Origin of the sequence: Pararhizobium gei (genome assembly GCF_029223885.1) — a bacterium.
GTDB lineage: Bacteria > Pseudomonadota > Alphaproteobacteria > Rhizobiales > Rhizobiaceae > Pararhizobium > Pararhizobium gei.
In genome coordinates this window covers 4,015,121-4,030,273 of the sequence record NZ_CP119409.1, presented here as the reverse complement: position 1 = coordinate 4,030,273, position 15,153 = coordinate 4,015,121, and the positions used below count along the sequence as shown (strand labels likewise).

The following is a 15,153-nucleotide window of genomic DNA, read 5'->3' as shown; positions in this document are numbered from 1 at the left end:
GATTGTCGATCGTGGCACGAGGAATGCGCCTGCGAACGGAAAGCGGGCGTCTCCTGAAAGGCAATGAAGCCATGCGCAAGGTTGGTATCATCCTCTTCTGGGCCATCGCCTCCTTCGGGGTCATTGCGCTGGTAACGCTGCCCATCAATCTTCAGACCCAGTTGATCGCCAGCATTGCCGTGGTGACGTTCATGGCGCTGATCAAGATTCTGCGGGCCGAGGGGACATGGCGCCTGACGGCGCTTGCCTTCGGCACGGCCATCGTGATGCGCTATGTCTACTGGCGCACGACGAGCACGCTTCCGCCGGTCAACCAGATCGAAAACTTCATTCCCGGCCTTCTGCTCTATCTTGCGGAAATGTACAGCGTGATGATGCTGGCGCTCAGTCTGTTCGTGGTTTCAATGCCGCTGCCATCGCGCCCTTCGCGTGCGGCTTCGGAGGGTAAATTCCCCAGCGTCGATGTCTTCGTCCCCACCTACAACGAAGATTCCGAGCTGCTTGCAAACACTCTTGCCGCGGCGAAGGCCATGGATTATCCGGCGGACAAGCTGACCGTCTGGCTGCTGGATGACGGCGGCACGCTGCAGAAGCGCAACTCCGCCAATCTGCTGGAAGACCAGATGGCCAAGGCGCGGCATCAGGACCTACAGGTGCTGTGCAACGATCTTGACGTTCGATACCTGACCCGCGACCGAAACGAGCATGCCAAGGCGGGAAATCTCAACAACGGTATGAAGCATTCGCAAGGCGAACTGCTGGCTATTTTCGATGCTGATCATGCCCCGACACGTGATTTTCTACTGGAGACGGTTGGCTATTTCGAGGACGATCCGAAACTGTTTCTGGTCCAGACGCCGCATTTCTTTCTCAATCCCGATCCGGTCGAGCGTAATCTCAGGACGTTCGAGAGGATGCCCAGCGAGAACGAGATGTTTTACGGCATCATTCAGCGGGGCCTCGACAAGTGGAACGCCTCCTTCTTCTGTGGCTCCGCAGCAGTCCTGCGCCGCCAGGCACTCGATCAGACCGGCGGTTTCAGCGGGGTTAGCATCACCGAGGACTGCGAGACCGCCATCGACCTCCATGCCAGCGGCTGGAACAGCGTCTATGTCGATCGGCCGCTGATCGCAGGGTTGCAACCGGCGACCTTTGCCAGTTTCATCGGCCAGCGCAGCCGCTGGGCCCAGGGCATGATGCAGATTCTTCGGTTCAAGTTCCCACCCCTGAAACGTGGCCTGTCTATACCGCAGCGGCTTTGTTACACGTCTTCAACCCTGTTCTGGCTGTTCCCTTTTCCCCGGACAATCTTCCTGTTTGCGCCGCTCTTCTACCTGTTCTTCGATCTGGAGATCTTCACGGCGTCCGGCGGCGAGTTCCTTGGGTATACCCTCGCCTACATGCTCGTGAACCTGATGATGCAGAACTATCTCTACGGCTCGTTCCGCTGGCCTTGGATTTCCGAGCTCTACGAATATGTGCAGACCATCCATCTCTTGCCCGCGGTGGTTTCAGCGATCCTCAATCCGCGCAAGCCGAGCTTCAAGGTGACGGCAAAGGACGAATCCGTGCTCGTCAGCCGCCTCTCGGAAATCAGCCGGCCGTTTTTCGTGATCTTCGGTATTCTTCTGTTCGCCGTGTTCGTAACGGCCTACCGCGTCTATGCCGAGCCTTACAAGGCGGATGTCACCCTGGTGGTCGGCGGCTGGAACATTCTCAATCTGATCCTTGCCGGCTGCGCGCTCGGTGTGGTGTCCGAGCGCGGTGAACTCTCGGCCACGCGCCGCGTCAGCGTCACACGCCGGTGTGAATTCGGGATCGACGATCAATGGTATCCAGCGACGATCGACAATGTATCGGTCAACGGAGCGCGCGTTAACGTTTATGCCAAAAATCTCGGCAGTCTGCCGTTGAACAAGCGCGGCCTGATCCGCTTCACGCCCTATAGCGGCGATCATGAAGAGATCCTGCCGGTGGCGATCCGCAACACCAGTGCTGCTGGGGAAATCGTGACCGTCGGCTGTCTCTATCTGCCGGAAGCGGCGCGCGATCATAGTCTGATTGCCGATCTGATCTTTGCCAATTCGCAGCAATGGACACAATTCCAGATGTCGCGGCGCGGCAATCCGGGACTTTTGCGCGGCACGATCTGGTTCTTCGGGCTCGCCTTTTACCAGACGACGCGTGGCCTGATGTATCTGTTCAGCAATCCGGGTGCCCGCGATAAGGCAAGGCTGGCCGAGGAGGCGAAGCGAACATGAGGCTGCTGCTTCTGGCTCTGGCCGTGCTTCTGGCACAAGGCGCTTCCCTGCAGGCGCAAACATCCTTCGACATGAGCCCGGAGCGGTCTGCGACGCCTGAGGTCGAGCAGGCGCCGTCCGACCACGGACAGCCGGCCAACGACCAGACAACCCAGCCTGCGGTCACCGTGCCCGCCAGCGATCCGGCCGCAAATGAAACTTTCAGGCGCTATCTTTTGCCCGATGGCAAGCTGGATCTGAACGGCGAGCGCGAAAACCGGGTTTGGTCGGTCTATCTCACTCCGCAACAGGCGGCTACGGCTGCCGAGCTCCATATCGGTTATCAGAATTCGATCTTTGTCGCGCCGGAGACCTCACGGTTAACGATCGAGGTCAACGATACGATTGTCGCCGATCAAGCCATACAGTCGCCGGATGCCGTTTCGCAACTCAGGTTCGCCCTTCCCAAGGATCTGCTGAAGCCGGGTGCGAACCTCGTCCGCATGCGAAACAACCAACGCCACAGGACCGATTGCACGGTCGAATCAACCTACCAACTCTGGTCGAACATCGATGCGGAAAAAACCTACATCTCCTTTGGCGACCGGACCGCGCAAAATCTGCAGAGCCTGGACGATATCCGGGCCATCGGTGTCAATGAAAAGGGGCTGACAGGCTTCAATTTCGTGGTGCCCGCCCTGGAACAGTCGGGCGCCACGATCCCCCTCATGCGCCTGGCGCAAGGTCTCGCCGTTTTCACCGACATGCCGAACCAGTCGTTTTCGTTCAGCCAGCGCGATCTGACAAAGACCCAGCCGGGAGAATTGACCGTTCTCATCGGAACGCCGGCAGAGATCCAGCCGCTTCTTCCGTCGCTTCCCGCAGGTGCGGCGTCCGGTCCCGTTGCGGGATTTATCGAAGACCCGGCCAGCCGGTCATCCATCCTCGTCCTCAGCGGTCCGACATGGCAGGCGATCAGTGCCGCCATAGAAAGCATCGTGGCACCGACGGATGTCGGCGGCCCGGCCACCCGTCGGGAGGTTCTGGCAACACAGCGCTGGCGCTCTCCGGATGCGCCGTTCCTGTTCTCCGATACACGTCTGCGCTTTTCGCAACTCGGCATCGACACCGAGCAATTTTCCGGACGGCGGTTCCGCACTGATTTCACCGTCGGCGTGCCAGCGGATTTCTACGCCAACGCCTATGGCGAAGCCGTCATTCTGCTCGACGCCGCCTATTCGGAAGCGGTGCTTCCCGGCAGCCATATCGATGTCTACGTCAACGGCAATATCGCTTCGACGATCCCGATCACGTCCTCCGGCGGGGGCCTCCTTCGCCATCTTCCGATCAATGTGACCATGCGGCATTTCCGTCCAGGCGTGAACACGATCGCGATCGAGGCGATTCTCCAGACGGAAGACGACACGACCTGCGTGCCGGGTGCCACGGGCTCGGAGACAGCGCGCTTTGCAATCTTCGACACGTCCGAATTCCATATGCCGGATTTCGCGCGGATCGCCCAACTGCCCAATCTTGCCGCCGCGGCCGGGACAGGGTTCCCCTATGGCAGAAACGACACTGCCAATCCGCTTTTCCTGGACCGGGTCGATGCCGACACCTTGTCAGCGGCTGCGACCTTTCTCGGCCGGCTTGCGGCGGCCTCCGGACACCCGATTGCCGTGGAAACGGTGGCATCGCCTGCTCTAATCGGAAACCGGAGCGCCGTGTTCATCGGCGCGCTGTCGCAGATGCCGCAAAAGCTGCTGACGCAGATGAACATCGCCGAGGCGAGCCGCAATGCATGGGGGCCGGATACCGGCGAGCAGGCCGGTTCGATCGACACGGAGACCGCGCTCAGCGAATGGAGCAGCAGGCTCCGCGGCGGCATCTGGGGAGCGCAGATTGATGCGCTCGAGACATGGTTGAAACAAAACTTCGATATATCCCTGTCCACATTGCGGTTTGCAGCGGCAGGCAATACGAGTTTTACGCCCTCCAGCGAAGCATCGCTGTTGATTGCCCAGAGTCCGAGCCCTGACGGAAGCGGCACATGGTCCCTGGTCGCAGCGCCCTCCGGCAAGGATCTGCGTGAGGGCATGCAGGCGCTAAGCGCCAGAGACAACTGGCAGCAGCTTGCCGGTCAGATCACGACCTACGAACGCGGCACCAACACCGTAGAGACGGTTCCGATCAACGCATTCAGCTTCGTTCCCACCCAGCCAGCTTCTTTGTCCAACTACCGGCTGATCGCCGCCAACTGGTTGTCCTCCAACATCCTGTCCTATGCCGTCCTTCTGGCGGCACTTGGCGTTCTTTTGGGACTGGCGACAGCAACATTGCTGGGCAATCTCGGACGGCGGAAATGACGGCGAGGCTGGCGAAGCTTGTTACGGCCGTCATCATGTCTCTTTTTGTTCAGATTGCTCCTGCCGCGGCACAGCAAGCGACGATCACGGCAGAAGTCTGGCAGGCTTACAAGAGCAAGTTCCTCGATCCTGCCGGACGTATCATCGACGATGGAAACGGCGGCATCAGCCACAGCGAGGGGCAAGGCTACGGCCTTCTGCTGTCGGTGCTTGCCGACAGTCCGCCAGACTTTGCCCTGATCTGGTTCTTCACACGCACCGAACTGATGCTGCGCAACGACGGGCTGGCAGCCTGGAAATGGAGCCCGACGACCAAGCCGCACATCACCGATATCAACAATGCGACCGATGGCGACATCCTCATTGCGTACGCTCTGGGTCTGGCCGGCGAACGATGGAAACAGCCGGAATACACCGCGGCAGGCAGAGCCATCGCCCGCGCCATTCTGGACAAGACCGTCATCGAGAAAAACGGCCGGACTTTGCTTTTGCCGGCCGCCAGCGGCTTTTCCACGAGCGACCGTCCAGATGGCCCGGTGATCAATCCATCCTATTGGATATTCGAGAGTTTCCCTGTCCTCGACCGGTTGGCACCGTCGCCGCTGTGGAAAAAGCTTGGTGACGACGGAATTGCGCTTCTCGGTGAGATGCGCTTCGGCGTGCAGCAGCTTCCCGCAGACTGGGTGTCGGTCAAGGCTGCGCCGAGGCCTGCAATCGGCTTCCCGTCAGAATATGGATATAATGCTCTGCGCATTCCGCTTTACCTCCTCCGTGGCGGCGTGACGGATCGGGAAATTCTGTCCAGATTCCGCAGACAGGGAAGCCTGCCGGAGGGATCCGCCGCGATCTACGATCTTGATTCCGCAACGCCAAGGGCCGTGCTTTCCGATGCGGGTTATCAAATTGTTAACCATATTCTGGCCTGTTTGGTGGACAAGACGGCGTTGCCCGCGAATATTAAACAATTCACGCCAACGCTGTATTATCCGTCCACGCTCCATCTGCTGGGGCTATCGTTTACTGCTGCCAGGCAGCCGGAGTGTTTATGAAGCCGTCCTTCATAGCCATCACAGCAATCATTGCCGCCGTTGGCTTTGTCGGTTTGAAGAAGCCGGATTATCTGCAAAAAGCCCTGTCGGTCTTTTCCCAATCCGGCGACGAAGATGCAGCGCAGCCGGGAAATCCGCGGCAGGAGCGGCTTGCGCAGGTTCAAGGCTTTGCTCAGAAAAAACCGGTGTTCCAGGAGATCAAGCGGCCGGCGCCGGCAGCCCTCGATGCCGTGGTCACTGCGGCAACAGCGACCGCCGCAAAGGTGGACGAGAGCGCCTTGCGCTATTTTGCAAGCCAGGGCGACACCGCGCGCCTTCAGGCTGAAATCTCCCGCCTGAAGGCTCTCTATCCCGAATGGACGCCGCCGAAGGATCCGCTGGCTATTCCTCAAAACGAGGACAAGCAGCTGGAAACCATGTGGCAGCTCTATTCTCAAGCCCTTTATGCCGAGGTCCGCAAGGCGATTGCCGAGAGGCAGGCGGCGGACGCCACCTGGAAGCCTCCGGCCGATTTGATCGAGCGGCTTTCCGTTGCGGAGGCAAGGCTGCGCCTGATCAATGCTTCGGATCTCAAGCAATATGAAACCGTCGTGACGATCGGCGCGCAGACGCCAAGCCTTCTGACCTGCAGCGAGGTCGATGTTCTCTGGCGTGTCGCCGAGGCTTTTTTCCACACCGGAAAGCCGCAAAGGGCAAGCGACGCCTATGCCTATGTTCTCAACAATTGCCCTGCTCCGGGCGAGCGTCTTGCGACAGTCCAGAAGGCTGCCAGCCTGCTCCCGCTGAAGTCGATCGAAGACTTGATGTCCAAGGAGAAGACGGCTCCGGATGGCACGGGCGAGTTCGAAGCCATCCGCGACGATCTGGCGCGCCGCTTCGTAGCGGAGGGCAATGCCGACGAAAAACTCGTGATTGCGCCGCAATATGTTTCGCGAGTCGAGCAATTGGCCGAAAAGAATGGCCTTCCATCCGACGCGCTATTGCTTGGCTGGCATTACTTGCCGCGCGGAGACAGCGTGGCGGCGGAAAAATGGTTCCGCCGCGCCCGCGACAAGGAAGACAGCGCCACCGCGTCGCAGGGCCTCGCGCTCATCCTGATCGAACGGAAAATGCCCCTCGAAGCGGAAGATGTGATCTACCGATGGCGTGACGCTTCGCCGGAAGCAAAAGCAGTCTATCTCGCGGCAACAGCAAACTTGCTTGCCGTCGATCCACCGCTCGCCATAAAACCCGAAGTTCTAAGACGAATAGCCACGGAAACGGTCAAGTCACGCGATCCTGCGACGGCCCAACAGTTCGGCTGGTATGCGCGGGCGTTGAACCAGCCGAAGACGGCGGTTCAATGGTTCAAGACGGCGCTTGGATGGAAGCTGGACGACGAACCCTCTGCCTATGGCCTGGCGATCACCTACCTGCAGCTTGAAGACCTGGTTGGCGTGGCCCAGATGCAGCGGCTGTGGGCCGGCAGATCGGAACGGATTGCGAAACTCGGCGAGGAGGAACAGGAGCCGCAAGATATAGCAGCCCGCAGCCAGGTGCCTGTGGCTGCCAGCGATAGCCGCCGCCCGAACAGGCAGCCGGCGCGCACACCCTTGGTGGCCGTTTCAGGGACTTCAGACGAAGCACAAATCGACGATGTTGTCGTTCGTCAGCGCCCGCGCAGGGCCGCCACGGTCCGGGTGACCGGTTGCCGGAGGACGATCGATCCCCAGATCCTTCCACCGGAAGCGGCGTTGACGCGCGGCTGGTGTCTGATGGAAATCAACCGGCCCCTCGAAGCAGCGGCCGCTTTCGAGGTCGGTCTTTTGAGCGCATCCTCCAAAGCGCGTGAAGACGCAGCCTATGGCCAGAGCCTTGCCTATCTGCGGGCAGGCCTTGCAAGCAAAGCGGCGGTTGCAGCGGTCAAGGCGCCGCAGAACCGCGCCCGCGCCATGGAGTTGCAAAAAGCAATCCTTTCCGACAAGGCCATTGCCGCCTTCGATGCCGGCCGCCCCAGGGAGGCGCTGCTCGCTCTCGACCAGTTGAAGCAGATCACACCGGAAAGAACAGACCTGATGTCACTGCGGGGCTACGCCTATCTCAAAATGAAGCGCTATGGCGATGCCCTCCGCGTGTTCGAAGCGCTCGCCTCGGTCGGCAGCAGCGATGGCCAGCGCGGCGTTGCGATCATCAACGACATTCTCCACGAAAAGAACTGACCGTCGACATTCGCGTCGGCTTGCAGGTCATCCGCCGGAGCAATCAAGTCATCAGGGGCAAAATCCCTTTGCGAACTAGGCAGACATGGCGGCCGGTTCCATTCGATGCCGCATGCCGGGGACTGCGGAAAAGTCCGTACCGCCATCTTGGCGGCGCCCGTTGCATTTCTAGTTCATTTCCGACGGAGGCAACAACCGCGGGAGTGCGCGCCTGTGGACGATTACATCATCTCACTGACGATCCTCGGTCTGATCATATTGTTGACCGCATGGTTGCCGATGGTTCTGCGGAAACTTCCCCTGTCCTTGCCGATTCTGTGCATTTTTTTCGGCATTATCCTGGCCTTGTCTCCGTTCTCACCTCTGCCCGCCGCCAATCCGCTGGAAAATCGCGATGCTACGGAGCGGTTGACCGAACTGGTCGTCATCATCGCCCTGATGGGCGCCGGCCTGAAACTCGATCGCAAGCTCAGCTGGAAAGGATGGATGACGACCTGGAGATTGCTGGGGATCGCCATGCCGCTGACGATCGCGGGCATAACGCTTGTGGGCTTGTGGGTTCTGCAGCTTCCCCTTGCTTCGGCCATATTGCTCGGAGCGGCCCTTGCTCCCACCGATCCGGTACTCGCCAGCGACGTTCAGGTCGGTCCGCCCATGTCCGACGAGGAAGACGATGTCCGCTTCTCCCTGACGTCGGAAGCTGGACTGAACGACGGCCTCAGCTTCCCATTCGTCTATCTGGCGATTGCGATTGCGTTGGCGGGAACGCACGGCACCGCCTGGTTTGCCGGATGGATAGTGGAGGATGTGATATGGCGGCTTTTCGCGGGACTGGCCGCTGGATGGATCACGGGTCGGATACTGGGTTATCTGACATTCCATCTGCCGCAAAGGGCTCAACTGTCCCGGACAGGCGATGGCTTCGTTGCCATTGGCATAACCTTGCTCTGTTACGGCGTGACCGAACTGATCCATGGTTATGGTTTCGTCGCCGTTTTCGTCGCGGCGTTGACATTGCGCGCTGCCGAATGGCGCAATAGCTACCACCAAAGCCTGCATGATTTCACCGAACAGGTCGAAAGACTTCTGATGATGCTGTTGATGGTCTGTTTCGGCGCGGTCATTGCCGATGGCGCTTTGCTGCACGCGCTCAACTGGCGCATGGCGGTCGCGACGCTGCTGATCCTCTTCGTGCTGCGGCCGCTGAGCGGCTGGATCAGCCTGATCGGCGCCCCACAGCCGCGTCATGAAAAAGCGGTCATCAGCATTTTCGGAATCCGCGGCCTCGGGTCGTTCTACTATCTGGCCTTCGCAACGGGAGAGGCGAAATTTCCCGGCACGGAAATTCTCTGGCAATCCGTTTTCCTGACCGTCCTGGTTTCCATCGTCGTCCATGGCATTGCCGTCACGCCGGTGATGCGGTGGCTTGACCGCCGCGCCGGCCAGGACGGGTAGCAATCCCGATTGCGGTCGTGACCATGGACAAGGGCGGCGCATAAGGGCGGCACCGTCTTGCGAACGCACCATTTTTGGGGTGTTCCATACGGAACGGACAGCCAAGTCCTCATCCCGGTATTTACTCGCCATCGGCAATTATCCTAACCTGCGGAATATTCCAGCTGTATGCCCGATTGCACTGCCCTCGTTAATTTATGAATTGCGAACCCATATGAACAAACAAATACGGGCTTTGAGCGCAAGGCCGGCCGCTGCGGCAATCGTGCTGTTTGCGCGGGCCATCACGGCGGTTCGTGCGATCTGGCCGGAGAACGGGCTTCCCTCCCGGCAATGTGTGTATTTTGCCAATCATTCCAGTCACGGCGATTTCGTTCTCGTCTGGGCCGTTCTGCCGCCGCGGATGCGCCAGACAACCCGGCCTGTCGCCGCCGCCGAATATTGGCTCAAGTCCTCGCTCAGCCGCTTCATCGGCCGGGATGTGTTCGACGCCGTGTTGATAGAGCGCGATCCTGCCAAAAGGGTTGAAGACCCGATCGACCTCATGGCAAGGGCGGTCGATGCAGGATCATCTCTCATCCTCTTTCCGGAGGGCACACGCAACCAGACCGGCGAGCAACTCCTTGCTTTCAAGAGCGGGTTGTTCCATCTCGCCATGGCGCGACCGGATATCGATTTCGTGCCAGTCTGGATCAACAACCTCAACCGTGTCATGCCCAAGGGCGCGATCGTGCCGATCCCCCTGATCTGCACCGTTACGTTCGGCAGTAGTGTCCACCTCCAGGCTGGTGAGGAAAAAGGCGCATTTCTTCAAAGAACAAGGGCGGCACTCTTGGCCCTGGCTCCGCAACAGGCAGGTAAAGGCAAATGACCGCAGCGAATTCAGACCTTCTGGCTCTTGTCGCCGGGATTTTCGGCGTTCTGATCACCGCTTCGGTCATCGGCTTCGTTCTCCAGCGGCGCATCTCTCCGGACGGAAGCAACGCCGCGATCGAAAACCTCAATGCCCGCATCAAGGCCTGGTGGGTGATGGTGATTTTGATCGGCGTCGCCTTCCTGGCCGGGCGGGCCGGCGTCCTCATGCTGTTCGCTTTCTGCTCGTTTGCAGCCCTGCGGGAATTCATCACCTTGATCGATACGAAACGGGCGGACCACTGGGCGCTTGCCTCGGCCTTCTTCATCGTTCTTCCGATCCAGTATTACCTGCTCTGGGCAGGGGAATACGGCATCTTCTCGATCTTCATCCCCGTCTATGCCTTTTTGCTGATGCCGATCATCGCGGTCCTGCGCGGCGACACGGAACGCTTTCTCGTCCGGATTGCCGAAGTCCAGTGGGCGCTGATGATCTGCGTCTTTTGCGCCTCGCACGTCCCGGCTCTCCTGACGCTCGACATCCCCGGCTACGAGGGGCGCAACGTCCTGCTGATCGCCTTCCTGGTCATCGTCGTGCAACTCAGCGACGTCCTGCAATATGTCTGGGGCAAGTTGTTCGGCCGCACCAAGATTGCACCCAACTTGTCGCCGTCAAAGACCGTCGAAGGCTTCGTCGGCGGCATCTGCAGCGCCACGCTGATCGGCGCTCTGCTCTGGTGGATCACGCCGTTTACACCGTTCCAGGCAGGACTACTTGCCCTCATCATCACGTTGATGGGCTTCTTCGGCGGCCTCGTGATGTCGGCGATCAAGCGCGATCGTGGCGTCAAGGATTGGGGCAATCTGATCGAGGGCCATGGCGGACTGATCGACAGGCTGGATTCCGTGGTCTTTTCGGCGCCGATCTTCTTCCACCTCACCCGGTACTGGTGGTCGCTGTCATGAGCTTCGTCCGCAGCCTCTCGGGCAACGGCGCGGTGCATGCCGCGGTCGCATTCCTCGCCATGGGCGGTTGGGCGCTCTTTGCAAACCGGACGCATCCCATGCCCCAGCCGCTTATCTCGGGGTTGGTGCAGGGCCTGTTTTCGGCTTGCCTCACCCTGTTTCTCAAATCGACCATCGAGATTTTGTCGAAGCGGTTTTCCGGGCTTTTCGCGTTGGTGCTGCCGCCCTTCATCGCCTGCACAGGCTCGGCGGCAGCCCTTGTCACGGCGCATTCCTTGAGCGGCACGCCGGAGCTGTTGAACACGATCGCACTGCCGCTGGCCGTCTCGACGAGCTATGCCGCGCTCTATAGCTACTCCATCCACATCAAGCGGAAGAACAATCCATGACGGCAACGGGCGACAGGCGGCCATTGGCCAGCCGCGATACGAAATGGGCTCAAAGAGCGGCAAAATGGATGGCGGCGCGGTCGGTCACGCCGAACCAGATCTCCCAGGCGAGCATGGTCGCAGCGGCCGCCGCCGGCGGAGCGTTTTATCTTGCAGGGCAAGACGGCTTTTGGTCACGGACGATCTTCCTCGTTGTGGCGGCGTTCTTCTGCCAATTGCGCCTGTTGTGCAATCTCTTTGATGGCATGGTCGCCGTAGAGGGCGGAAAGGGGGCGCCCGACGGTCCCTTCTGGAACGAATTTCCCGACCGCATCGCCGACATCCTGATTTTTGCCGGCGCTGGCTATGGCATCGGCATGCCGGGCCTCGGCTGGTCGGCTGCGGCCTTTGCCATTCTTACGGCCTATGTGCGCGAACTTGGCCGGGCAACGGGACATCCAAGCGATTTTCGCGGCCCCATGGCAAAGCCGCACCGCATGGCGGCGATCACCGCCGGCGCGCTTCTTTCCGTGGCAGAGCCGCTCTGGCATGGCCGCAACGAAATATTGGTGATCACGCTGTCCATCATTGCAGCCGGTGCGGCGGTGACGGCAGTGCGCCGGAGTATGAGGCTGATCGGCGAAATGAGAAGCTGACCGGACGGCGGAGCCTCTTCCCGATGGTCCTGTCTGTCAAATCCGCTAGCGGCTGGCCCAAAGCGCGCCGCGTTCGAACATCAGGCGCATCTGGGGCACCTGGAATTCGTCAGCGACATGGCCGAGCGCACTGTAGAAAACCCGTCCCTTGCCGTAGCGCCGCTTCCAGACGACGGGCATCACGACGCCATCGATGAAGTCGAGATGCTCGCCGCCGAATGTCGTCGTCGCCAGGACTTCGTTGCTCGGATCCACATGCATGTAATATTGCTCTGAGCGATAGGCGAAGCTGTCGATGCCGGCGACGATCGGGTCGTCGGGCTTTGCGATATCGATCGTATAGTCGATGATATTGCCGGGATGGGAAACCCACTGGCCGCCGGTCATGAACTGGTATTCCGGCTCGTTGCGGAAGCTGTCGCCCATGGTTCCGTGAAAGCCTGCAAGGCCCGTTCCACCGCGCACGGCGGCAAGCAGATTTTCCAGTTCGGCCTTTTCGATCACCGACATCGTCACCATCGGTACAATCAGGTCGTACCCGGCAAGCCCGGATTGTTGCAGCACCGAGGTGCCGTGTTCGACACGCACATCGAACCCGTGCCCGGTCAGGATTTCGGCAACAACCGCGGCGCTGCGATCCGGCGTATGTCCGTCCCATCCGCCCCAGAAGATCAAGGCTGTCTTGCTCATGCTCTGCGTCCTATTCATCGAGAATGCCGAAGGGCAGATCGTGGCGCATCGGCGCCGGGCGAGGGCAGCCATGCTTCAACGACAAACGCTGTCCGGTTTCACCGGAGCGAATGATCGCCTCCATGATCTCCAGCACGTGGAGCGACATGTCGAGACCTGCACGATGCGACCTGCCCGACAGAATCGCTTGCGCCATATCCGCCAGCCCCAGTATCCTGTAGTTGCCATCGCCATAAAGGTGATGTTGTTCCGCGATTTTCCAGTCGTTCTTGCGTTCGCTGGTGCGGATGTCGCCCTGAAACTGGTTCGGGTCGGAGACAATCATCGAGCCGGCGGTGCCGTAAAGTTCGATGTGGTTGTGATCATGCTTCCAGACGTCGAAACTGGTCGTAATCGAGACGGCCGCGCCGTTTTCGAAGTCGAGCAGGCCGGAAATATGGGTCGGCACCGTCACATCAATCGTCTCTCCCTGGCGCGGGCCGGAGCCGATGGTCCGCGTTTGATAGGATGCCTTGGCCTGTCCGGTGACCGATTTGACGGCACCGAGCATATTGACGAGACAGGTCAGGTAATAAGGCCCCATGTCGAGCATTGGCCCGCCGCCCTGCTGGTAATAGAAATCAGGGTTGGGGTGCCATATCTCGTGCCCGGCGACCTGCATGAAGGCTGAGCCGGCAACGACAGCGCCAATCGCGTTGCCGTCGATCAGCCGTCTCGCCGTCTGATGCGAACCGCCGAGGAAAGTATCGGGCGCGCAACCGACCCGCACGCCGTTCTGCCGGGCCGCGGCGACAAGTGTCTCGGCATCTGTAAGCGTCGTCGCCAGTGGTTTTTCCGAATAGACGTGCTTGCCCTGGTTGACTGCTTGCAGGCCCACCGGAACATGGTGCTGCGGCGTCGTCAGGTTGAGAATGATGGCAATCCGGGGATCGGCCAGCAGGGCCTCGATCGTCATGGCGGTTACGCCGAAGGCCTCGGCCTTGGCCTGCGCGGCCGACGCATTGATATCAGCCACCCCGATGATCTGAAGCACCGGAAATTTCGGCGCCGCCGTCAGATAGGCGTCAGAAATGTTCCCGCATCCGATGATGCCTAAACCGACTCGCTCCATGTTCTCCTCCATCTTGCGCGGCATAGTGATGACCCGCGGCGGCGGTCTTGTCACCCGCTTTTTGGACCAGATCGAACGAGGGCGGTGTCAGAGCTGTGCGTTCAAGGCCGCCAGGCCTTCCAGCGCCCGTTCCGCAATGATCTGCGGGGCGGCGGCAATATCGACGGTGACCACATGTCTTTCCCCGGTTGGGCTTTCCAGTGTCGCCAATTGGCTGTCGAGAAGCGTCGCCTTGAAGAAATGTCCCGGCCGCTCGATCATTCGGCTCAACAGGATGTCGCGTGTGCCCTCGAGATAGACAAAGGCCAGCGGAACGCCCGCGGCCTGCCGCAAAAGGTCCCGATAGCTTCGTTTCAGGGCGGAGCAGGATATGACTATACCCGGTTCGCCGGCCTGGGCGAGGGCTTTGCCAATGATGCCAAGCCATGGCCAGCGATCCTCATCGTTCAGTGGAACGCCGGCAGACATTTTCGCGATATTGGCCGCCGGGTGCAGGCTGTCGCCTTCGATGAAGGGCAGCCCGAGCCTGTCTGCCAGCATGCTCCCCACCGATGATTTGCCGCAACCACTCACCCCCATCACGATAACGGGGCCTTTAAATACCAAAGGCGGTGTCGTCATGCTGTATTCCCATAAATCCGGAAGCGTCTTGTTGCGGGATGCGGATTTGCCGCTTCGTGATGGTGTATCCGTGGCATCCGCGATTGCTTGTCCGCGATCAGGTCTTTCGCTTCCGGCAATAGAGTTCCAGCCGGTGCCGGACGAGATCATAGCCGAGCTCGGCGGCGATTTCGGCCTGCAACTGCTCGATTTTGTCCGAACGAAATTCGATCACGGCGCCGGTTTCGATATCGATCAGATGATCATGATGCGGCGCATCCGCGGTTTCGAAACGGGCCGTTGCGCTTTCGAAGGCGTGACGGTGGATTACGCCCTGCTGCTCCAGCGCGGAGAGGGTCCGGTAAACCGTCGAAAGTGATACCGTGGCGTCAAGTTCCTTTGCCCGGCGATGCAGTTCGCTGGCATCCGGATGGTCTTCAGCACTTGCCAGAATCTTCAGGATGGCAGCGCGCTGCCGGGTAACGCGCACGCCGCCGTCCCGCAGGTGTCCTTCCAGTTCTTCGATGCGGTTCTTGTTCTGCTTCATAGTGCGACACTAGCCAAGACCGAAGATTTTGAAAATAGCTAGTTGCGAATGCTTC

General features: G+C 60.0%; 13 protein-coding genes. 9 read left to right on the top strand and 4 right to left on the bottom strand.

The genetic code is table 11. From position 1 onward, the window contains the following. Positions 1-71 precede the first annotated feature (71 nt). The 9 genes from bcsA (at position 72) to PY308_RS19505 (ending at position 12,150) form a co-directional block, all read left to right on the top strand. Positions 72-2,261: a UDP-forming cellulose synthase catalytic subunit gene (gene bcsA, locus PY308_RS19545; RefSeq protein ID WP_275791203.1), complete on the top strand. Its 2,190-nt coding sequence runs from the start codon at positions 72-74 to the stop codon at positions 2,259-2,261. Further along, on the top strand, positions 2,258-4,606 hold the full coding sequence (locus PY308_RS19540) for a cellulose biosynthesis cyclic di-GMP-binding regulatory protein BcsB (RefSeq protein ID WP_275785950.1): 2,349 nt from the start codon (positions 2,258-2,260) through the stop codon (positions 4,604-4,606). Before bcsA ends, PY308_RS19540 begins: the two co-directional genes overlap by 4 nt. After that, a complete protein-coding gene (locus tag PY308_RS19535) occupies positions 4,603-5,655 on the top strand; it encodes a family 8 glycosyl hydrolase (protein ID WP_434064173.1) in 1,053 nt (350 codons plus the stop codon). Before PY308_RS19540 ends, PY308_RS19535 begins: the two co-directional genes overlap by 4 nt. After that, on the top strand, positions 5,652-7,853 hold the full coding sequence (locus PY308_RS19530; RefSeq protein ID WP_275785944.1) for a cellulose synthase: 2,202 nt from the start codon (positions 5,652-5,654) through the stop codon (positions 7,851-7,853). Before PY308_RS19535 ends, PY308_RS19530 begins: the two co-directional genes overlap by 4 nt. Before the next feature lie 213 nt (positions 7,854-8,066). Next, positions 8,067-9,308: a cation:proton antiporter gene (locus PY308_RS19525; protein WP_275785942.1), complete on the top strand. Its 1,242-nt coding sequence runs from the start codon at positions 8,067-8,069 to the stop codon at positions 9,306-9,308. Between the two features lie 214 nt (positions 9,309-9,522). Next, on the top strand, positions 9,523-10,179 hold the full coding sequence (locus PY308_RS19520; RefSeq protein WP_275785939.1) for a lysophospholipid acyltransferase family protein: 657 nt from the start codon (positions 9,523-9,525) through the stop codon (positions 10,177-10,179). Then, positions 10,176-11,126 carry a phosphatidate cytidylyltransferase gene (locus PY308_RS19515; protein ID WP_275785936.1) on the top strand — a complete coding sequence of 317 codons (951 nt, stop codon included), beginning with the start codon at positions 10,176-10,178 and terminating at the stop codon, positions 11,124-11,126. Before PY308_RS19520 ends, PY308_RS19515 begins: the two co-directional genes overlap by 4 nt. Next, the gene (locus PY308_RS19510; protein ID WP_275785934.1) at positions 11,123-11,515 is read left to right on the top strand and encodes a hypothetical protein; all 393 of its coding nucleotides are present in this window, start codon (positions 11,123-11,125) and stop codon (positions 11,513-11,515) included. Before PY308_RS19515 ends, PY308_RS19510 begins: the two co-directional genes overlap by 4 nt. Continuing rightward, positions 11,512-12,150, top strand: coding sequence for a CDP-alcohol phosphatidyltransferase family protein (locus tag PY308_RS19505; protein WP_275785931.1), 639 nt, complete (start codon positions 11,512-11,514; stop codon positions 12,148-12,150). Before PY308_RS19510 ends, PY308_RS19505 begins: the two co-directional genes overlap by 4 nt. 45 nt (positions 12,151-12,195) lie before the next feature. Here the strand turns inward: PY308_RS19505 and PY308_RS19500 are convergent, their stop codons facing one another. The 4 genes from PY308_RS19500 to PY308_RS19485 form a co-directional block, all read right to left on the bottom strand. Then, entirely contained in the window at positions 12,196-12,840 is a 645-nt protein-coding gene (locus PY308_RS19500; protein WP_275785928.1) for a ThuA domain-containing protein, read from the bottom strand. A gap of 10 nt (positions 12,841-12,850) precedes the next feature. Then, on the bottom strand, positions 12,851-13,951 hold the full coding sequence (locus tag PY308_RS19495) for a Gfo/Idh/MocA family protein (RefSeq protein ID WP_275785925.1): 1,101 nt from the start codon (positions 13,949-13,951) through the stop codon (positions 12,851-12,853). Between the two features lie 87 nt (positions 13,952-14,038). After that, a complete protein-coding gene (locus tag PY308_RS19490) occupies positions 14,039-14,572 on the bottom strand; it encodes a gluconokinase (protein WP_275785923.1) in 534 nt (177 codons plus the stop codon). A 97-nt stretch (positions 14,573-14,669) separates the two neighbouring features. Then, positions 14,670-15,098, bottom strand: coding sequence for a Fur family transcriptional regulator (locus tag PY308_RS19485; protein WP_275785920.1), 429 nt, complete (start codon positions 15,096-15,098; stop codon positions 14,670-14,672). Positions 15,099-15,153 lie beyond the last annotated feature (55 nt).